The 21095-nt window shown below is 34.8% G+C and carries 21 protein-coding genes, 3 pseudogenes and 2 riboswitches; of the genes and pseudogenes, 3 read left to right on the forward strand and 21 right to left on the reverse strand.

Annotation, left to right across the window (positions count from 1 at the left end):
- The 4 genes from HRG09_RS25095 to HRG09_RS25110 form a co-directional block, all read right to left on the reverse strand.
- Nucleotides 1-1197: IS4 family transposase (locus HRG09_RS25095; RefSeq protein ID WP_174103559.1), on the reverse strand; the 1197-nt coding region annotated here is incomplete at its 3' end.
- Nucleotides 1198-1273: 76 nt separating this feature from the next.
- Nucleotides 1274-1981 (reverse strand): DUF642 domain-containing protein, encoded by a 708-nt coding sequence (locus HRG09_RS25100; protein ID WP_174103560.1) that lies wholly within the window; start codon nucleotides 1979-1981, stop codon nucleotides 1274-1276.
- Between the two features lie 314 nt (nucleotides 1982-2295).
- A complete protein-coding gene (locus tag HRG09_RS25105; protein ID WP_174103561.1) occupies nucleotides 2296-3048 on the reverse strand; it encodes a DUF4362 domain-containing protein in 753 nt (250 codons plus the stop codon).
- Between the two features lie 1058 nt (nucleotides 3049-4106).
- On the reverse strand, nucleotides 4107-5273 hold the full coding sequence (locus tag HRG09_RS25110; RefSeq protein ID WP_174103562.1) for a phosphoribosylaminoimidazolecarboxamide formyltransferase: 1167 nt from the start codon (nucleotides 5271-5273) through the stop codon (nucleotides 4107-4109).
- 51 nt (nucleotides 5274-5324) lie between these two features.
- Nucleotides 5325-5403: riboswitch (ZMP/ZTP riboswitch) on the reverse strand.
- A gap of 244 nt (nucleotides 5404-5647) precedes the next feature.
- Nucleotides 5648-5727: riboswitch (ZMP/ZTP riboswitch) on the forward strand.
- Between the two features lie 82 nt (nucleotides 5728-5809).
- Here HRG09_RS25110 and HRG09_RS25115 point away from each other — a divergent pair.
- Nucleotides 5810-6706, forward strand: coding sequence for an NAD(P)-dependent oxidoreductase (locus HRG09_RS25115; protein ID WP_174103563.1), 897 nt, complete (start codon nucleotides 5810-5812; stop codon nucleotides 6704-6706).
- Nucleotides 6707-7079: 373 nt separating this feature from the next.
- Here HRG09_RS25115 and HRG09_RS25120 read toward each other — a convergent pair.
- The 9 genes and pseudogenes from HRG09_RS25120 to HRG09_RS25160 form a co-directional block, all read right to left on the reverse strand.
- Nucleotides 7080-7294, reverse strand: a pseudogene (locus tag HRG09_RS25120) (DUF3951 domain-containing protein).
- A gap of 264 nt (nucleotides 7295-7558) precedes the next feature.
- Nucleotides 7559-8221: an IS6 family transposase gene (locus HRG09_RS25125; protein ID WP_174103564.1), complete on the reverse strand. Its 663-nt coding sequence runs from the start codon at nucleotides 8219-8221 to the stop codon at nucleotides 7559-7561.
- Nucleotides 8222-9025: 804 nt separating this feature from the next.
- Complete coding sequence (locus HRG09_RS25130) at nucleotides 9026-9895, reverse strand: alpha/beta fold hydrolase (protein ID WP_174103565.1); 870 nt, start codon at nucleotides 9893-9895, stop codon at nucleotides 9026-9028.
- A gap of 420 nt (nucleotides 9896-10315) precedes the next feature.
- Entirely contained in the window at nucleotides 10316-11059 is a 744-nt protein-coding gene (locus HRG09_RS25135) for an ABC transporter permease (RefSeq protein ID WP_174103566.1), read from the reverse strand.
- 10 nt (nucleotides 11060-11069) lie between these two features.
- Nucleotides 11070-11846: an ABC transporter permease gene (locus tag HRG09_RS25140; RefSeq protein WP_174103567.1), complete on the reverse strand. Its 777-nt coding sequence runs from the start codon at nucleotides 11844-11846 to the stop codon at nucleotides 11070-11072.
- On the reverse strand, nucleotides 11846-12769 hold the full coding sequence (locus HRG09_RS25145; RefSeq protein ID WP_174103568.1) for an ABC transporter ATP-binding protein: 924 nt from the start codon (nucleotides 12767-12769) through the stop codon (nucleotides 11846-11848). Before HRG09_RS25145 ends, HRG09_RS25140 begins: the two co-directional genes overlap by 1 nt.
- Before the next feature lie 42 nt (nucleotides 12770-12811).
- On the reverse strand, nucleotides 12812-13480 hold the full coding sequence (locus HRG09_RS25150; RefSeq protein WP_174103569.1) for a GOLPH3/VPS74 family protein: 669 nt from the start codon (nucleotides 13478-13480) through the stop codon (nucleotides 12812-12814).
- Nucleotides 13481-13497: 17 nt separating this feature from the next.
- A pseudogene (locus HRG09_RS25155) lies at nucleotides 13498-13973 on the reverse strand (small multi-drug export protein).
- A gap of 71 nt (nucleotides 13974-14044) precedes the next feature.
- Nucleotides 14045-14248, reverse strand: a complete 204-nt coding sequence (locus tag HRG09_RS25160; protein ID WP_254610175.1) for a helix-turn-helix transcriptional regulator — start codon at nucleotides 14246-14248, stop codon at nucleotides 14045-14047.
- 441 nt (nucleotides 14249-14689) lie between these two features.
- On the opposite strand from HRG09_RS25160, the gene HRG09_RS25165 reads away from it, so the two are divergent.
- Nucleotides 14690-14893 (forward strand): helix-turn-helix transcriptional regulator, encoded by a 204-nt coding sequence (locus HRG09_RS25165; protein WP_049113274.1) that lies wholly within the window; start codon nucleotides 14690-14692, stop codon nucleotides 14891-14893.
- Nucleotides 14894-14899: 6 nt separating this feature from the next.
- Nucleotides 14900-15334 (forward strand): hypothetical protein, encoded by a 435-nt coding sequence (locus HRG09_RS25170; RefSeq protein ID WP_174103570.1) that lies wholly within the window; start codon nucleotides 14900-14902, stop codon nucleotides 15332-15334.
- A gap of 682 nt (nucleotides 15335-16016) precedes the next feature.
- Here HRG09_RS25170 and HRG09_RS25175 read toward each other — a convergent pair.
- The 8 genes and pseudogenes from HRG09_RS25175 to HRG09_RS25205 all read right to left on the reverse strand — a co-directional run bounded on the left by HRG09_RS25175 (nucleotide 16017) and on the right by HRG09_RS25205 (nucleotide 20792).
- Nucleotides 16017-16424: a YvaD family protein gene (locus tag HRG09_RS25175; RefSeq protein WP_174103571.1), complete on the reverse strand. Its 408-nt coding sequence runs from the start codon at nucleotides 16422-16424 to the stop codon at nucleotides 16017-16019.
- Complete coding sequence (locus HRG09_RS25180; protein WP_174103572.1) at nucleotides 16421-16783, reverse strand: DMT family transporter; 363 nt, start codon at nucleotides 16781-16783, stop codon at nucleotides 16421-16423. Before HRG09_RS25180 ends, HRG09_RS25175 begins: the two co-directional genes overlap by 4 nt.
- 14 nt (nucleotides 16784-16797) lie before the next feature.
- Nucleotides 16798-17355 (reverse strand): TetR/AcrR family transcriptional regulator, encoded by a 558-nt coding sequence (locus HRG09_RS25185; protein WP_174103573.1) that lies wholly within the window; start codon nucleotides 17353-17355, stop codon nucleotides 16798-16800.
- A 182-nt stretch (nucleotides 17356-17537) separates the two neighbouring features.
- Nucleotides 17538-17624, reverse strand: a pseudogene (locus tag HRG09_RS28655) (MazG nucleotide pyrophosphohydrolase domain-containing protein); the annotation flags it as partial.
- 562 nt (nucleotides 17625-18186) lie between these two features.
- Nucleotides 18187-18441 (reverse strand): PqqD family protein, encoded by a 255-nt coding sequence (locus HRG09_RS25190; protein ID WP_174103574.1) that lies wholly within the window; start codon nucleotides 18439-18441, stop codon nucleotides 18187-18189.
- The gene (locus HRG09_RS25195) at nucleotides 18428-20104 is read right to left on the reverse strand and encodes an asparagine synthase-related protein (protein ID WP_174103575.1); all 1677 of its coding nucleotides are present in this window, start codon (nucleotides 20102-20104) and stop codon (nucleotides 18428-18430) included. The genes HRG09_RS25190 and HRG09_RS25195 overlap by 14 nt, the downstream gene beginning before the upstream one ends.
- Nucleotides 20101-20595, reverse strand: a complete 495-nt coding sequence (locus HRG09_RS25200; RefSeq protein WP_174103576.1) for a lasso peptide biosynthesis B2 protein — start codon at nucleotides 20593-20595, stop codon at nucleotides 20101-20103. Before HRG09_RS25200 ends, HRG09_RS25195 begins: the two co-directional genes overlap by 4 nt.
- A gap of 56 nt (nucleotides 20596-20651) precedes the next feature.
- Nucleotides 20652-20792, reverse strand: coding sequence for a burhizin family lasso peptide precursor (locus tag HRG09_RS25205; RefSeq protein ID WP_174103577.1), 141 nt, complete (start codon nucleotides 20790-20792; stop codon nucleotides 20652-20654).
- Between the last annotated feature and the right edge of the window lie 303 nt (nucleotides 20793-21095).

Below are 21095 nucleotides of genomic sequence, written 5' to 3' on the forward strand. Positions count from 1 at the left end.
TCTAAGAAGTAATTGCCGCATTTGAAACATGGTAGAAGAACAGAGTAGAATGGCAATCAGTTGCCCATACAAATGGCATTCCAACCGTTCTCGTTTTATCTTTTTACAATGATGAATATGAAAGAATGATTTCCACGTTTTAAATAAAATCTCGATTTGCCAACGTAAAGAATACCAATCATGTACTTGTCCCATTGGGACAATATCTGTAGGAGTATTTGTCATATATACATTGATACCGCTAAGTCGTTTACTACGAGGAGAATACTTCATTCCTTTCTTTTTTTCTCTTACAGTTTGATCTTGTAATCGTTTTTGTTGTTGTTTTTTTGTTAGTCGATGAACAATCACACGAGTTGAGACTTTATCAGTCATTCCTACATAAGCGTTGGATATTTCACATGTTTGTCCTGGTTGAAGAGAATTCATTAAAACCTCCATATCTATCTGGATATACTCTGTACCTTTCTTGATTCTGCCATCTTGAAAATAATCAGGGTTAGGATTTTTTTGATAAATACGTGTATTCGATTTGATACGTGAGATATAATAAGCCTTTTTATCTTGTATATGTTGAAGATCTTTCAAATGAAAATAACCTAAATCTCGGATACATAAATCATTCGCTGTTACAGTTGGGACACACAGGGAACCGTAGGTTCGATCATGTTGTTTACCTGGACCTGTATGAATATGAAGGAACTTTCCACTTAATAAATCATACTCAAGTTGAATCTTTATCCCCGCTGTATGGCTACATCCTCCTGCACCTGGATAAACAAATGAAAAAGAATCTGGGAGTTGAAATGCGGTTGAATCTAAAATACGAATACGTTTGAAAACAGAAGTATATGGAGAAGAAAGCGGCATAGATGAGGCCAATTTTTGGTTTAATAGTTCAGCTAATACGTGTTGTAAAAGTTGAACGGCCGCTTTATTAAATCGTTGATTCAGTCCCTCGGGACTGATGAGTACTTCTGTCGATGCTTCTAAACGACTAGATAACTGAGTTAAAGAAGTTGTAGCGACATTTTGGCTCATCCATACACATAAAGCGACTAAATCTTTTGCTTGGTACTTACTGGTTCGTTGTACAAAACCAACCTCTCTAGCAAAATCTCGTAAAATATTGGGAGATAAGAAGTTTTGAATTTCTTGAGCAAATAGTTGTAATTCATCAGCTACAGAAATAGACATACAAAAACGCCATCCTTTCCTATGATTCTACAGAAAGAATAGCGTATTTTTTCATTTTAGGGGGTATTTTGTTTTGTTAGCTTGATAGCGATGGGCTAACACCATTAAATTCAAATAAAGTTTGTTCTGTATCACCAATCATAGTTTTTAATGTGAATCTAGTATTAGAATCTTTAGCTTCTGCCCAAGTACCTCCCCAAAATGAAACATCACCACGCCAATATTTGCGTCCAATATCAAATGTCATAGACCTTCTTCTTTCTCCATTTACATACATTGTAAATAGAGTTTGATCACTTAAAGGTGAAGCGAAATTGATTGCAACGTAACCCCCATTATATACATAGGCACTACTTACTGTTGGAATATCCTGTATTACAACTATATTATCAAACCTTGCTTCTCCACCACCACAGTGTAAAGTTAGTTTAAGTAAAGAATCATTTGAGCCAGCTTTAAAGATAATTTCTTTGGATTCCATTTGATTATTTTCATAATGCTCATCAAATAAATGTCCTGTATCATTTGTACCTACTGTCACATTTGATTTCCCGCCTACATAAAGAGCTTGTGTATTAAAACTTAGTGTATAAGTTTTATTTGGCGTAATTGTGACTTCTTGAGAGATTCGTCCTAATGAACTAAGTTGTAAAAGTTTATTTATACTCGAATCAATAATCTTTTGCTCTCCTGCTGAACCTTCCACTTGCCATCCTGTAAAATTCTGTTCGAAGTCACCATTCATAATCAAATTTTGATTATCCATTTTTACAATATTGTTCATTACGTATCCCCCTTAAAAGATATTCAACAGCATACTTAAAATACCATTTTATGTAACTTCTCAAAAGATAAATCTTATAAAACAAGTTGAGAAATATGATTATTGAAATTATAAATGAACAAAGACGTTTGTTTTGTAATTGGCTGTACCCCTACCTAAAGGCGAATGTGTTGGACGAGATGACTGGCGGGGTTGGAAGGATAGCAGCGTATAAGAAAACTGCCTATGATGGCGGTCAATTTTTAACGTAGTAATGGAGTTCATGTAATCATCTAAAAAGTGCATCTTAACGAGGCGCATTAAAATATGTCGTTTTAATTTAATGCTTTTATGATGTCACCTACAAATATTTTATCAATTTCATGTCCTTGATTTGTTTGTTCTGAATCCATCATTATTCCTTGTGATTTCTCTTTGTCAATCCACAAATAGTATGTTTGAGTTGTTCCACTTAAAAAGTGAACATTTACTTTGTAATTTGACTTTTGCGTATTAGATGTATTTGAAGGTGTATCAAAGTTTGTAGTTTGGATAGCGTTCACGAAAGCTCCAACATCAAATTGCTTTACGAATATGTAGGTCTTATCCCCCTCAACTTCAATAAATTCAATAGATTTATCTTTTATGGAGTGTATTCCTTCACCATCCTCCGCTGTATAATCAAGTACAATACCCTCTTCTGACTGGGCGCAATCTCTTAGCATATATGCTATACCATGTGTTTCTTGAGGAGTAACAAGCTTATTACATATATCCTTTCTATAGTCGTTTTTGTACTTGTAAGTAAAAGTGAATTTTTCATCTTTATAAGTTACAGTTTTTAAAGTTGGTACTTTTGCTTCCTCGTCAGTTAAATAATCTTTAATTTGTATTTCGTCATTTTTCTTATCCTTTACATTTTGAGAAAATGTTTCAAATCGTTCTAGGTTTCTAGATTTTTCTTTAGGTATATGTATAATAATCTCATTTTTGTTCGCTTCAGTGGATGCCTCTTCACCGCCATTACTACATGCAGTTAAAGAAGCGAGCGATAAGCATAATGCTCCAACAATTAATGTTTTCTTCAAATTGAGTTCCTCCCTAAAATATATTATAAATTTAATTATATCAATAATTCACTATTTCTCCTGAAAAATTTAGCGCTTCGAATAGGTTAAGTTTAGACCACATATCTCTTATCATGTGATGAATTTTAATGTTTGCGGATGATTCTGATGAATATTAGTCCTTCTAGTAGGAACTGACTTTATGTCGTATATTTCACAATCGATCGTAATTTTGAAATATACGGTTAGAACATGATTGAATTTTTTTAATGGAACACTATGCTGCTAATAGTTTTTGTTATTTGCTGTTTTGTAGAATTCACGGCCAGCTTATGAGTTAATAATTAACTCACGGCCAATTTATGCTTCCAATTCCGTTGAATAATTAGATAATCACCTACAAAAATAAGTGTTTTCTGGCCAACTTATGCTTCCAACTGCGGCCAACTTATAGGTAAAGTGACAATTTTTTATTTACATCTTATTAAGATGATGTATAGTTCCAACAACACTCATGTTCATAACTTAGGGTTTTCTGGACAGATGCCTCTTAACATACAGGAAACGTTTAAAATGCGTCCAAATTGTGTCTAAACGTACAATATTCCCGAAATGGTATGGTGAGGCATGCCCATCAACTTAAGAATTCGGAATTACCCCAAAACGAAAAAATGAGCGTTTTTGTTACAAGTTAACACAAAATTTCGTTCTGAGGGTACTATAAAATTTTAGGTTGATAGCGATGGGGTATCGCCAGCATTTTGGAAAAAAAACCACGCTAAGAGCATGCAAGATTTTATGCAAAAAATCGGGAGACATCGGGAACGATGGGGAGGACAAAAGGCACATCAGAATAGAAATGTATAAAAAGATACATAGAAAAATAGAAAAGGATAAGTTGAAATCCTTGCTATAAAGCGGATTCCCCCATGTCCTTGCTACCGATAATAGGACGTTATGTTAACCTTACATGAATACGATATACATCAAATCAAAAAGAGGCTGTACAGCCTCTTTTCTACTATTCACTGATTCTATAGCAACAATCAATTCAATAGATTGATTATCCCTTTTTTGATTTAATGATGAAATAAACGAATACCCGAATAAGCCATTACCATCTCATATTCGTTTGCTGCTTGTATAACTTGATCATCACGCAACGAACCACCGGTTTGGACCACATACTTAACACCACTTTGAGCGGCTCGGTCAATGTTATCACGGAATGGCAAAAAAGCATCGGAAGCGTAGGAAACTTCTTTTAAGCCTGTTAACCATTGTTTTTTCTCATCTTTAGTCAATCGCTCAGGTACTACTTGAAAATATTGTTTCCATTGTTGTTCTTCTGCAGGAGTAATATCATCATTTATCCAACCATCAATCGCATTGTTTATCTCAACATGGGATATTCCTTGTCGGAAATTCATTTGGAGTGCAAGTGGATGTTGTCTTAACCACCAATTATCCACTTTTTCAGCTGCTAATCGGGTACAATGGATTCGTGATTGTTGTCCTGCACCAATTCCAATTGTTTGACCATCTAGTGCAAAACAAACCGAATTTGATTGGGTGTATTTTAGTGTGATCATAGAAACAAGAAGATCCCTTTTAACATTATCAGAAATTATACGCTGTATCGTAGCAATGTTATCAAAGATTCCTTCTGAGATGAGTATATCATTTCTTTCTTGTTCCATTGTGATTCCAAATACTGCCCTTTTTTCAATTGGCTCAGGTACATAGTCGGGGGCAATCTCTAAGATAAGGTACTTTCCTTGTTTTTTCTTTTTTAAAATTGCTAACGCATCTTCATCATATCCTGGTGCAACAATCATATCAGAAACTTCTTTTTTCAGAAGGTTTGCTACAGTTATATCTACTGGGTCACTAAAAGCCGCACAGTCACCAAATGAAGACATTCTGTCAGCTCCTCTTGCTCTTGCGTAGGCAATAGCTAATGGAGACAATTCCAGCCCTTCAACAAAATAAGATTTTGCAAGCCGTTCACTTAGTGGACAATAAACAGCTGCACCAGCTGGACTTACGTGCTTAAACGATGCTGCTGCCGGTTGACCGACACTTTGTCTAAGTTCTCGCACAAGTTGAAACGCATTTAATGCGTCTAAAAAATTAATGTAACTTGCCTCACCATTTAAAATCTTAATGGGCATTTTTTTTGTAGAATATACTTTTGCTTTCTTTTGATGTGGATTCATTCCATACCGTAAATCAATATTATTCATCTACTTAAACTCCTTTCTGAAAATAAAAAAAGTATTTGAACGTAAGTTCAAATACTTTGCCCAGGCGTACGGCAGATGTTTGTGTGCTCCCTCATGGTTCTCCATGTTCACGCCAGTAACACACAATTGATTTATAGGGAAATTATACATAATAATGATAATTTTTACAACAAGAACTTTATTTGATCTTCATGTACACCATTACTAAAAATTCTGGTTGTACTTTGAATAAAATGTAACTTCCGCTAATGATGCATTATGTTCACCGAATATGTATAGAATATTCATTGTTCTTCTTTCCCTTTTTTCTATGGGGAATTAATCTAAATATTGGATTTATATATATATTGGTTTATAATCAGTTTAAGTATAATTCCTCTATACGTAACTGGCGAAGCGTGGAGTACCACGAGGGAGCGTATAGTTCATATGGTCGTACGCCTGGGCAAAAGTATTTGATTGTAAGTAACATAACAATCAAATACTTTTTTGTTTTTGAAAATGATTAAAAACAAAAATAGGAGATGAAGTAAAGTATGTATAATACTAAAAATGCAATCATCGGATTTATTGGTACAGGTGTTATGGGAAAAAGTATGGCCACCCACCTTATAAAGGCAAGATATACAGTTTTAGTTTATAATCGAACTCCTGCCCGTTCTCAAGAGTTAATAGACAATGGTGCTATTTGGAAAGAAACTGTAGCTGAGATTGCTGCACAAGCGAATATTATTATTACAATGGTAGGTTACCCGAGAGATGTAGAGGGAATTTATTTCGGGGAAAAAGGGATTTTACACCACGCTAAATCAGGTACATATGTTATCGATATGACTACATCAAGTCCTATTTTAGCGCGAAACATTTACGAAATAGCCCGTGAGAAGGGAATTCATACATTAGATGCCCCTGTGTCAGGAGGAGATATTGGGGCCAAAAAAGCAACTTTAGCCATTATGGTAGGAGGAGAACAACAAGATTTTGATACAATGAAACCTATATTTGAGCTAATGGGAACCAATATTATCTTACAAGGAAAAGCTGGGGCAGGACAACATACGAAAATGTGTAATCAAATTGCTATTGCTTCAAATATGATAGGAGTTTGTGAAGCAATGGTATATGCTAAGCAAGCAGGTCTTGATTCAAAAGCTGTACTAAGAAGTATTGAAACAGGAGCAGCAGGAAGTTGGTCTCTTAGTAATCTAGCTCCCCGGATAATTAACGGAGATTTTGAACCAGGATTTTACATTAAACATTTTATAAAGGATATGAGAATTGCTCTTGAATCAGCAAAAGAAATGGGATTATCAACACCAGGATTACAATTAGCTAAATCATTATATGATGAGCTTGCTGACAAAGGAGCAGAAAATAATGGAACCCAAGCATTATATACACTATTAGATAAACAATCTTTACATACATCCTAGTAACTCTAATATAAAATTTATTTACTAGCAAAAAAAATTCTCCAAACAAGTGGTTCCTTATATGGTAATAATGGGTAGGATGGCACGAGTGGCTATCAGGGTATCTGGCGTAGGTGGGGCCGATACTACAGACAGGATAGAAATATTGTTTTTTTACTATTATGAAACTATATATATTATAAAGAAGAGTGGAAAAGGAACTGACTCATAAGATCATGAGTTAGTTCCTTTTCTGTTTTGCTACTGATAAGTGGGGTTATGTCTACTTGACATGTATACGTTATACAATCTTTCTACAATAAAAAAGACCTAATAAAGTAGTTCTTTTACTAGAATGTTGAGACACAAGATCTGGAAGACTATTGTTTTTTTATTATTTTTTCTTCTTCCCATCCCCGTCTTCATCTTCAGCTACTAAAACTTTCTGTTCTTCGTGAAATTCTGAAATTGTTTGACCAGTAATATTATCGAATGGGGTATAGAAAGATGTTATATTTTTCTTTTAATAAATAATTTATAGAAGCCAATTATCACTAAGATAACAATTGTTAAAGGTAATCCTATAACAGCCATAAGTACAGGATCCATGGTTAACCTCCTTTTTATATCTGGTTTAGAATACATGATTGTTTTTGAACCAAGTTTATGACATGCAAAAAAATAAGCAAAATAAAATATAGAAATTCTCCTAGTATATACATTTCAATGTATGACTTACTGTTTTGTTCATGGAAGTTCTAACTTCGGTTCTGGTGCAAAAACTACTTGATGAAGACATAGAACCTACATGGCCTGTTCCATTACAGTTTATGATGCAACTCCAAACAATTTATGTATGAATTTGACTTCATTTTAGGCAGACTTCATCCGCTGGTGAAGTTGTCCTTTTTTCATCATATGCATCGCTTCCATACCACTCAATATAGAATTGGCTGTTTCATACGAATGGAATCCCAACATAGAACGCACACGTTTCTTAATGAAACGATGATCTTGTTCTACTATATTGTTAAGGTACCGTATTCGTCTGATTTTAACGCCTTCAGGCATCATCTTTTCTTCTTTTAACTTTTCAATGGCTAAAGGATATGCTGGATTTTTATCAACCGTAACAACACGTGGTGTTGTAGAATGACGAACAGCCAAGGCTTTTTTGAAAAAACGCTTGGCTGCTTTGGTATCTCTAGATTTACTTAAATAAAAGTCAATCGTATTTCCTCTCGAATCGACTGCACGATATAAGTACATCCATTGTCCTTTTACTTTTATATAGGTTTCATTGACTCTCCATGAGTCATTTGTTTGCTTGAGATGACGCCGTACTCTTTCATCTAATTCAGGTCCATATTGATGCACCCAACGCATAATCGTTGTGTGAGCCATAGATAAGCCGCGTTCCCCCATCATTTCCACTAAATCACGAAAACTGAGGCTGTACTGTAGATACCATCTAACCGTTAGTAAAATAATGTCAGGCTGATAGTGTTTCCATTTGAATAAATTTTTCTTTTCCATACCGATCACACACCTTTATAAAGTAATAGTATCAGTATGTCCAAGTTTTATAGATTTATTATAATTATCCTGAAGTTTTTGCACCAGAACCTGTTTTTTTTGAGCTAAATTCTCATAAATAACTGTATAAAAGTAAAGTTCTTGTTTTGGGCATTTAATTTCGTTAGGCTGATGGCTATGGGGCGCGACCCTTACTTAATATTTTTTTTGTAAAATCATGTACTTTTTGATTAGATTTTGTAGTATTCATTATAAATTAAAGATACGTTTCTAGTAGAAACTCTCCTAATAAAGACTGTACTCCCATGGAGGAGTCTCAACCTTTTTCAGAGCACTCACTCTAATGTGAGTGCATTTTTTTTGCAGACAAGGACTGGAACGCTTCTAGGGGTCACCATACATGCCCATCAACTTAAGAAAACAAATCCACCCCAAAACGAAAAAATGAGCTTTTTTATTACAAGTTAGGACAAAATCTCGTTCTGGGGGAGTTGTATTTTCTTAGCTTGATAGCGATGTAGTAGGACCCTTTATTAAAGCGGTATTCTTAGCGGCAATTATTGTATTAATAACGAAGTTTTTACCAGGTATGTCAATGTAAATAAATTAAGTTCATTATAAAGAAGTTTAGTAAAAGATTTGGACATAATTAAACCGACTACCTGTAAGCTAACCAATTTTTCACACAAAAAAAGCCGATTTCCTGTGCGCTAAGGAAAACTCGGCTGTTGTTTCCTTATTCATTTATTACTTCCTTTTAACTAAAAACCTCATGCTGTCATAAAAACATGTGATTTTCTATCTTTATAACGATGTCATAAAAGGGAGCATTGCGCTTATAACTGACTCTTTGTTTTGTATATGCAAAGCATGGCCTACATTATTAATTTTAATGTGGGTTACTTTAGGTAAGAGATGTAATGCTTGTTCGGCATCTTCGTCTCTTATTGCCCCTCCAAATATAGGATCACTTTGAAGGAGTAAAACCGGACATTGAATTTTAGGAAGTAATTCATCTATTTTATATTCAGTATAGGTTTCATCAAAGCGTTCCAGGACGGCTGTAAGTACCTCTGGATCATTTTGACTTAGACTTGTTGCGATAAAATTAAATAAAGGATTATCTTCTCCCAACACTCTGGAAGCAAGAACCATATCTTTTTGATTTGGAATTGGGATTAAAAACTTTTGTTTTAATTCTGAAAGGATATATTCGACTGATTTAGTTTTTGCTAGATCTCTTTGTAAAATCAGCATTTCTCTATTGTCATCTTTATTACCTTCTTTTAGAACTTCCAATGAAATTGGTGAATCTCCGATTATTAATGCTTTAACAAGAGCTGGATGATATGCTGCAACCAAAATACTAATCATTCCTCCAAGAGAATGACCAAATACAATGGTAGGTTCCTTAATACAGTCTTCGATAAAAGCAGATATATCTGGAACATACTCTTCTATCTTGTAATCTGAATTAACGTGATCTGACTTACCATGACCTCGTAAGTCTACCGCGTATAAATGCCAATTTTCCTCAAGCTCAGGAATTATGGATTGAAATGACTGCCACCTTGAAGTAGCTGCATGAAGCAATAGTAGAGGTGGTTTAGATGGATTACCACCTTCTGCATAATTTAGATTAACAAATCCCGTATTAAAAACTTTTTCAATCATTAGGATCCTCCTTTTTTACTTTGTAAAATTGTACAATTAACCATGATTTTTGGAAAGAATATTTTGTAAAATTTCACCTTCAATTCTTTTGTTTTCTGCATGTTCACAAACTCTTATGTTTCTGTACACAGGATAAAGCAAGTTGGTAAAAAGAGCTGTAGGTTTGAACAAAGTTATGCTGTTTGTAAAAAGACGTAATATTTTAAATGAAATTGCGATATTTTTCTTTTTTAATTAAACCTTTTTATAGCGCAGGATGGCACGTACATTTTTCGAAATGTGCGTGCCATCCTGTTTATACAAACATTTCCCCTAAAGGTCCAAAAAAGAATAAGAGAGCTAAAACAACTACTGCTACCGCCATAATGGTAATAATGTTGCTTTTTTCACTATAATTCCCTCCTTATTTTGGATTGGTATTTATTTCATTTCAGTACGCATGAAATTCCAGACTCCGACTAAACTAAACAAGAGAAAACCACCTATTACTGCTAGGTACAAATCTTGGGTTGTCTGTGTAAATCCAAGTTGATTTTCTGGTGTCATAGCATAAGCAGGCTGCGACCAAGGATAATATCTTCCATACTTTGAACCTGTCACAAAGATATTCGGAATTATAAAAGCAAAGTTCAAGGCAATTGGAAGAGAAAAGTTTTGCCATTGTATCGCCAGCCAGGTTTGAAGGGCTATAAGAGGCAGAATGGACAACCATCCATTTAGAAACAGGCCTAAAAATTCGAAATACGGAAATGTTCCTGTCACCCCCATCACTTTCCCTAATATAAGGAAATACAAAAACATCAAAACATTTGTCATTCCCACCAACAGCCAACCCCATATCATCTTTGATAGATAAAAGTATACTTTTGGAATAGGATAGGACAAAAGTTGCTTCCACCCCCCATTTGCATGTTCAAAACGGCAGAGTATTGCCAGATACACACTTGAAAGTAGCGGACAAAGAACAGTTCCATACAAAAACTCGACTTGGGTCCACGCCCCCGTCCATCCTACCATTCCATTCTCTTCAAAAACATGGATATGAGTAACATAATTGGCCACTCCAACGACAGTAAGAAACAGAGTTGTTATCAGAATAATCAGCCAAATTCGCGTATAGTTCCTAAGCTTCAACCAATCATTCCATAATACATCTTTAAACATACTCTTCCTCCTAATCTACTTCTCTACTGGAAAAATGTATCGATCCAATGATAGTGAAAAATAAGCCCATCCCAACGCTAATCCAAACCCATTCCCACTGGTAATCAGGGGAATTAACTATACTAGAAAAATCAGTAATGATATTTTCATTTGAAAATGTTACTTGGTATGGCAGGACCCACGGAAGATATTGTGTAACCCCCGGTAGCTGAATCAAAAATAGCCCCAAGGCTATTCCTACTCCTCCCATCATCATCGGTATCGCCTGATTATTTAATACCATGGACATCCATAGCTGCAGCCCAATAAGAGCAAAAGAAGTCAGATATGGAAGCATTGTAAAATAATAGATTCTGGAGGCGTTAAATGTAGCGCTCCCTCCAAATAAAAATCCAGAAAGGCACATAGCAACCATTAAAAATAAGCCCGAAAGTAGCACACCAAGGCATATCCACATGTAGCGCGTCCAATAGTATTGGGTCTTGGATATTGGCATAGAAAAGATAAGTTTCCACGATCTTGCCTGGTGCTCTAGATTAGCAATATATGAGCATAAAATTGTAACGGAAAGGTGGATAATAAAATAGTTGCCGTAAAATGTAATCATCCATATGGTACCCCAAATGTTATAACTCCTACCTTCTGAGACCTCCTGCTGTATATCACCAGCATTCAGCAAAAGCAGCAGAGTTACCCCTCCTACTAATACAGCAGGGAAAAATAGGACAAGTCCCCAAAACCATGAACGTTTTATTTTAACTAAATCGGCTGAGAATATCGGTCCCATTATAAGCTCTGTCCTTTCCCTGTAAGATCTAAGAAAATATCTTCAAGTGACTTTTTCATACCTTCCAGGCGGGAGACTGTAAATCCAGCCTCTACTAGTACCTTGTTGGCTTCCCCGGCTATAGATGGTGAAGATTCTTGAATATACACAGTCCCTTCTTCCTCTTCAAAATTTGCCTCAATGCCTTTATGATTAAGAGAACTAGCTGCTTCCAAAGGCTTATCGACTTTTATTTTAATTTTAGGTTCACTTTCTTTCCTTAGAACCTCAATAGAATCTTGAAAAAGCATCTTCCCGTTTTGAATAATCCCCACCTGAGTTGCCATCAACTCTATTTCACTAAGTAAATGGCTTGAAACCAAAACGGTCATTCCAAACTTTGCAGGCATTTCTTTAATAAGTTCACGTATTTCATGAATACCAGCAGGGTCAAGACCGTTGGTTGGTTCATCTAGAATTAAAAGCTGTGGGCGATTTAACAAAGCGGTTGCAATACCCAACCTTTGTTTCATTCCTAGAGAATAATTCTTAACCTTTTTATCCTTGGCACCTTCCAGCTGGACAATTTTGAGTACATCCTTTACTCTATCTGCATTATCTATTCGTAGCAGTCGCCTGGTAGCTTCCAAATTTTCATAGCCGCTAAGATGACCATAGTAGGTCGGTGTTTCAACAAGAGATCCAACTTTCCCTAAAATTGACAAACGATCCTTCTTTAGATCCTGATCAAATATCTTCACATCACCTTTAGTGGGACGAATAAGACCAAGCAACATTCGAATAGTCGTAGTTTTCCCTGCCCCGTTCGGACCTAAAAAACCGTAAATCTCACCTTGACTGACTTTCATGTTTAAAGAATCTACAACTATATTTTTTTTGTAGGTCTTTGTTAGATTATTTGTATTGATAATTAGTGAGTTCATTTTGTATCTCCCTTCACTATCTAATTAAGGACTACTTACCGTCTAAGGAGTCACAAGTGCACCACCTAAAGAGGCAAGACAAGCTGTAATATCCTGTATGGCTTTTTCAATCCGTCGAATAGAATTTATATCAATTGAAAGCTGGTCTTTTTGCCCGTTTATACGGTCCATTATTTCTGCTCTTTCTTTTGAATCAAAATAATCTTTTAATAATCCTGTCTCTTTCAGCAAATATAAAAGAACAACTGTCTGTTCATCAGGAGCTCTATTATAGATGAGCTGAGAATGAATCAGTTTAACAACTTGTTCTCTCGATTGATTAATCTCGGTGATTTTTCGTAGAGGTAGAAAAGGGACTTTTAACCCTAAGGTGATTGCCCCCTTTTTTTGCAGTTCTTGAAGAATAGAGTTGTGTATTTTTCCTCGTAGCCGGGTTTTAAACTGAAAATACTTAATCCAAGATTTTAATTTTCTCGTTCTAAATGATTTGACAAGAACAAGGATAACTTGGTCCAAGTAATCAACTCCAGTAATATCAGAATCAACAACCACAATTTTCCCCTTTGTATCCAACTCTATTTTTCTTTTTAAAAGTAGGTCAATAAATATAGATCCAACGCTATATGTTTCTGTGTATGAACGATATTTCAAACGGAGATGATTCGCCCCTAATAGAACCATTTCTTCTGGCAAAGAAAGCTGATGTTCCATAAATTCACCCCTCTATATTAAATAATGTTTAGATAGCTAAAGCCATACATGGAGCCGATAGTGAATATAGTTGTCCAAACAGCTAAGCTAACAGTCATCCAACTTACCACTTGTGTCCGAGAGGAACCAAATGTTAAAGCTAAAACAGCGGCAATATCAGTACCGACAAAAATTGGCGCAAGAAGTGCTAGACCTGGAATACCGTATCGCTCCCAAATTTTTCTGGATCTTGTTTCTTGTTTGGAGGGAGCCGTAATTCCTTTTGTTTTTCTCCTTTTTCTCTCCATGCGTAAAATTGCTTAAAGAAAAATCCTAGCAGTAAAACTAAAAGCAAGTTACCCGTAAAAGCCACTATTGCAACTCCAAGCGGCGGAAGTCCCCATGCCACACCGATAGGAACTATAATAGATACATCCATCCACGGAGCGAAAGCAACAACGAAAATTACAATGAATTGCCAGACAGTCGTTTGGTCTTGTGCCCATTCAAGCATTACATCACCTCCTTTTTAATCCTTATTTAAATTACGAATCGTCAGCAAATAGCTGCTTTTCGTCCTAGGGGTTATACAGGAAAGAAATAAAAAAAGTAACTAGCAGAATAAATAAAAATATTGGAATAATAAGAGACCTTATTCAAGGAAAAAACTTCTTCTACTGTGACTTGAAAAGCCTTGGCAATTTTTAAGGCTAACGTTCTGGAAGGTGCATAATCACCTTTTTCAATTAATCCAATCTTTTGTCTTGTGGTCCCAATTTTTTTAGCCAAATTTTGCTGAGATCACCTGTGGCGTGTACGCATTTCTCTGACTCTATTAATTAGCATCCCACTACTCCTTTCCATAATTTAACTACGATTATAATAAATTAAGCGATTAATAATGTCAACAATCCTTTGCATTTTGTAAAAAATAATTGCCTGAATGTATTTAGGAAATCATTTTTATGAAGTGAACTTTGAAAACGGGACCCCACATCAAAACACTTAACACATTCGTTCCCTATATCCCTTTAGGCACAGGTGGTTTAATTTTTATTGACTTCGCACACAATTGTTATTGCAGAAACATAATACCGTCCTAATTATGAAAGGGATTATTTATGTTTAATTCATGCAATTATTTATAACAAAATGCAAATAATTATTTGCATTTCATAACACATCCATTACAATAAAGGTATTGAATCCATATAAGAAAGGGAAGTTTGAATGCTTGAAAATAGAGTTCGAGAATTACGCGCCCGTTTTAGGTGGACTCAGAAAGACTTAGCTGATGCAATTGGAGTAACGAGACAAACAATTGGATTAATTGAAAAAGGGGACTATTCCCCGTCAGTTACGATGGCATTAAAAATAGCCCAATCGTTTAATGTTTCTGTAGAAGATGTATTTTATTTAAAAGGGGAGGATTAATTCTTTATGTTGAATCATATTTTACGTTCACCATTTTTTCCTATGAGCTTATTAGTATTTATTACTGCATTTTTGCTACTGTCTCTAATGAATACACAGGTATTTCTGGCTAAATTATGTTTTGGAATTTTAATATTTTTTACGTTTGGATGGTCCTTATTTATAAAGCTTTATAACCGAAGAAATCCTAAAAATAAGATTAAATCAATGAGCATAGTTCCACCGGAATTTCGCGAAATGGATGAAGGGCAACAGTGGGTAACATTTAAGGCTTGCCGTAATGTGTACATATACTACACCTTTGCTATTCCAGTTACTGTACTAATTTGTTTCATCTTTTCTCAAAATAATCTTGTTCCGTTATTAAGCATTGGTGTATTAGGTATAGGACAATACGTTATTTATTGGTTAACTACTATTTACGTATTAAAATCTGTCTGAACAATACAAAAGTTCTAGAAGGAAATAAACAGTTGTAGCTTTTAAAAAGTCGTGCCGTTTATCAAAAAGATGTACCTATTCGATTAAAGAATTATAAAAAACATCTAGATAGGTTATAGAGGAAACCATTTTGATTAAAGATTTTTCAAAATGGTTTCTTCTTATTTATCGTAAAATACGAGTTTGCGAGGTATTTTGGATCAAACTTTATTTCGAAGCAATAAGAGCTGTGTTACGATAAGCAAATTATAATTATTTACTTTCTAATAAGGATTATGTAAATGAAGAGTTCCTACCGAAAATTTGAATAGCTTTTCATATGATTCTAGATTCATGGATTGCTGACAAGTGGTACTTTAATAAGACCGTTATTAATTAAACTTGATAAAAAAAATAACCGATCCCTTAACGTACAGGGAACCAGTTAAAATGTGGTTAATTTGTGTCTAAACGTACAATTTTCCCGAAATGATATGGTGACCCCATGCCCATCAACTTAAGATTTTAAAGTACCCCTAAAAACGAAAATTTTATCTCTTCATAGTTGTCTATGGGAATTCGGTTCGTTTTTTCGTTTTGAGGAACAATGGATTTCTTAACTTGATGGCGATGTGACGAGACCTCTATTGTAAGTTCACTTTCTTCCTCCACTCCGATTATACCTATTGAATTCTTTTCTCAATTATCTCATGTTAGTCTCATACCATCCACACTCTCTCCAAATACCTTTTAAGAAAAAGCATGGATAAACTAATAAATATAAATTAGGAATCCACCAAGAAATATCGAAATCTAAACGGATTGTCCAAAATGCTAGAGCTTGTAATCCTGAACAAAAAGTTAAAATTAATGATAAGAACGCAAAATGGCTCCAAATATGCTTTTGTTTAGAATACAAATACAAACTTAAAAATCCCGTCAACGAGATTAACAAATCTAAAGGTAGAAAAGACCAGTTCCATGCCACTAAAATAGGATTTTGATAATCTTTAAACAAATATTCTTGTGGAATTATATGAAAAATTGTTATGAACCAATATATAATAAACCCAATATCAGTAATAAGGAAAAAATATTTTAAACGGTTCAATGTACACGTTCCTCCACCATTTCTTTGTTTTTCTCTTCATGTGCCGCACTATTAAAATTTAAGATCACGACTCCAATTAAAATAAAAAGAATCGCTAGTATCTTAATGATATTGATACTTTCTCCAAAATAAAAGAAACCAATTATTGTAATCGTAACAATTCCCATACCTGACCAAACCGCATATGCAACGGACATCTCCATCCCCTTTAATGCAAATGACAGAAATGAAAAACTTACTATATAAAATACAAAAATAAGAATACTTGGGACAAGTTTCGTTAATCCATCAGATAGTTTCATCGCAGTTGTACCCGCTACTTCAAATAAAATTGCTAAGCATAAATAAATCCACTGCATTATTCTCCCACCTTCTATTTTGAATTAGAAATTCCATACAGCAACATGTCCATAATAGATTCGAGCATACTCCCCAATGTATAATCACTCTTTTCAATAAATATAGGATCATATATGCGATTCAGTGCGCCTAAATATACTTCAATAAAAAACGGAACTTGAATTTGTCTAATACTCCCTTCTCTCATTCCCTCTTCTAGTAACCGGATTACAGTAGACCAACCTTCACGTAAAAACTGATCTAATTTCAACCATTGATTATAATGGTGTTTTTTTAGTCCTACTAATAAACGTGCATCCATGAATTTAAATTGTTGTGGAATACAAATTAAGATGCGTCTTATTTTTTCAACTGTTTGTAACGTATCATCTTCAGCAATATTTTTTTCCTTTTCTTGAATACTTTCTATTGCATTACGAATAACTTCATCTACTATCTCATCCTTTGAAGAGAAGTGCTCATAGATTGTCCTCTTACTCACAGCTAATTGTTTTGCTAAGTCACTAATTGTAAATGTAAACCCCTTCGTTTGAATTTGATGAATTGTTTCTGTTAAGATTCTTTGTTTCATAATCCGCCTCCTAAACCTTGGGTACCCCTGTGTTTTTGTTGGTACCATTTTCATTTTACAATATTTAACACCATCTAAACAACTATCATTTCACAAACCCTTTTTTATCTAACGAATTAAAACGCTCTGAGCATAGTCCCTGAGCGTTTTTAACTTTCACATAAGAATTATTATATGTATCTTCACCACACTCTATCTCGGTTAATTTCCATCTTCTCCTGAAATACTTCCTCTAAATCAATTTCTAATTTATTCGCTAAATCACATAGGGGTACGGAAACATAGCCATCAAGCTAAGATTTTAAATTGCACCCAAAACGATTTTTTTGCTCTTTAAATTACGAGTCTCTTAATTAGATAGATCCACCACGCAACGTTTTCATAGTTCACATAAATTTCAAAATTATAATCTTGAACTGGTAATATTTGTTATATAATAAAATTATTAAGACAGTTCTCCTTAGGTTAGTATGTCTGATGAGATTGTTTATGTAGCTCTATGATCTACCCTACCCTAAAAAGAACTTGTAGTGATTTCTACAAGTTCTTTTTGTACTTCTGGTTAAATATGGATGAAATAGTATACTTTTACAGATGCATAGAAGGACTAACTTAACACCAAATACATGAAAGTAAAAAATGTATCTAAAGGTGTACTTTTTCAAACGCCCTTTACACAACAAAACCACCCTCACAGGTGGTGAACTTTCATATGTGAGTCAAGACAACTGGATGCTGCCTTGAATGTTTTGATTCAGTTTTGATCCTTCTTAGAGCCTCTCGAAATGCAGCCGGTCGCACGTGCGAATCGGTGTTGTGCCCATTTTTTTATCATTTTTCTATGATTCCCTGTTCTAGTAATTCTTCCGTGAAATTCGATAAAGATCTTTCAATTTGAGTTCTATCTGCATCAATCTGCTCCAATAAATGTTGTATCATCTCCTCCTCATTTTTCTCTTTTACTAATACTTTCCAAAACAAATTACCTGTTTCATTGAAATTCAAATACTTCCCTGTGCGAGTGTCGAGTAACATATATTCATCATATAATTCGGAAACTTTTATAAAGGAACTAGGGCGATACATGTTTTCCAACCTCCATCTTCTTCTGTGATCTTGAAAGTTTATTTAGATTTCGCAACCAAATCTCCATCATCAAGCAATTCATCAAACCTTCTGTCACACTTGCTGCCGTTCGTTTATTTGATAGAAGTGTCTGTATTTTATTTCCATCGATGATACCAAATTCCACCAAGTGGGAATGACATAAAAAAGAAGCAATTTGCTGGTTGTGGTGTACAATATAGTTTTCATCAATCGAATTAAACAACTGATCATGGTTACGCGTGATAATCTCTTTTGGCAATCTATCCAAATAAGCAAGCCGCAAAACTGGTTTGATGATCCATTGTCCACTAGATGGCGTAATTTTGTATACATCTGGAAGCCGTAAGGAAAATTCCATGATTTCGCGACTGAAAACAAAATTGGATAAGATATTCTGTTTAAAAAGCCTTGTTTGTGCAGTTGATTCTGATTCATCATTGGCAACAATACGAAAATTATCTATCAAATGATCGGAAAACTCCAAACGATCATTTACCTGAGAAATTTCGTCTAATGCCGAGTCAGTAAAAAATGGCTCAAAGATTTTTGTTCGCGAGAACCCCACTGTTTTCTTATCAGAAAAATATAGTTGACAACCTGATTTCTCCCACAGATAATGTATGAGTTCTCTTTTGGATAAAGCGTTCCATAATTGTGCAAAACTTGGTTTGTTCACAGGAGCAAAAACAAAGTCTCCCATATACCCAGGGATAATTGTATCGATTCCATGTTCTTGACACTTCTCTTGCACCATTTCCAATCCACGATAACAACTATGAATGAGAGGTGTACGAAAACGCCAATTATAATTCAAATATGTATTGGTGTTTATCTCTGTTGGCAAATGAACTTCATATAACGGAACATCAAAATGATTGGCTACAAGACGTGCATATTTGGTTTCGTCCGCAGAACGAATTCCTTCACAAGATAAATGGTATGCAACAACAGAAGCACCTAACTCTTTTAGGCTACATAACAAAGCAGAAGAATCCATTCCACCACTCAATTGGATGCCAATGGTTTTTCCTTTTTCTAATCTTCTTGCTAATGTTTTTTGAATCAAATACCTTGCTTCTTCCGCGTAGCTCCATATATCTCTTCGACTTGTTTCTTTTTGTATTCTTGGAACATCAAGTTCTTCTACTACATAGTGACCATCTTTATATACCAGAAGATGGCCAGCAGGCAAGCGGCGTATTCCTTTATAATGACTTTGCTCCTCATTTAAAAAACCACCTAAACAAGAAACAAATACTTTTTGTCGGTTTACTTGCTTTAACAGAGGAATATGTTTATCTACCAAATCTATCGGATTACTGGACCAATATAACTTTTCCCTTTCCACTCGATAATAGAGAGACATCCTACATTCCAAACTACGGTATAAGATCCCTCCTAATATTGGATCTTGCAGTGCCATCATAAAAGATCCATCAATATCACGTAACCATTCTTTCTTACCATTTGTAAACCATTCTACAAACTCCTGTTTTGCACTGGATATATTGTGCTTTTTCAGTTTATCTACCATATGAATGGTTGTATTGGACATACTAGCCCATACTATTCCTTTGATAAATAGGGAATTAGTAGAATGATTGATTGAAAAAACACCACCAATATCTTCTGTAAATCTCATGCTAACTCCCCTTCTTTACTTTCTGGAACACGATAGAGTTCATTAAACCAGTACTTTCGAGAAACATAGTCATTGATAGGGACGCCATCCAGCTCTACCCAAGCATGGCACTCAAATTCTTCATCTGCTGCCATCGCTGCTCGTTGACCAATAACCACTTGAGAAGGCAAACCCATGATTCGAAGCGATGTAGAAATAGCGATAGATCTTTCCAAACACAGAGCTCGTTTATGAAAAAATTGAATCACTTGTGAGGAAGTAAACACTACTCTTCTAGCAAACAAATAGCGGTCTATTTCTCGTTTAAAGGAAAAGGTTCGAATGGTAGAAACATTGTGAAGTTGATGCAATAATTTATTGCTATCTGTTCGTTTCATTTGATAAATAACGACCAGGGTGTGGTACCAAATCATAAGCGTTGCCCATAGTCCTAATGGTGGGACATATATTTTCTCTTTTGTTCCTGTCATCATAATTTGAAAGTAATCCATCTGCTTCCTCCTGCTATAAAGAAATAGACTCAGTATGTACTGAGTCTATTGGAGTTTCAATCTAGGAATCTACCAACTCCAGCTTCCTTGTATTTACCTGATCCCCCACCTGTCATTTCTTTGAGGCTACCTTTTACTATCAACTTGGGTTCTTGAAATGTAATCTTTTTGGTTTGCAAAACGGTTTTCTTTTCCATCTTGTTCACACCTTCCAGGAATATGTAGTGGTAATATCATAATTATAAACATAATTAGAAATAATTACTATATTGAATATTGTTTTTATTTGGAATTGATAAAAAATATGAATAACAGGGTTACGAAAGAACATTCCTTATATATGGTGCCCCCTACTATGGGTTAACCCTAATCATCCATTGGTTAGTTACTGAAAACACTTCGTTTCAATTGTGTGATTATAGATAAAAAATTCAATTTTAAATTATATTGGAAATAAAAGTAATCCTATAACCTATTTTTACACGTATCTCGGCTGTACC

The sequence above is a fragment of the Bacillus sp. Xin1 genome, assembly GCF_013314535.1.
Taxonomy (GTDB): domain Bacteria; phylum Bacillota; class Bacilli; order Bacillales; family Bacillaceae_G; genus Bacillus_A.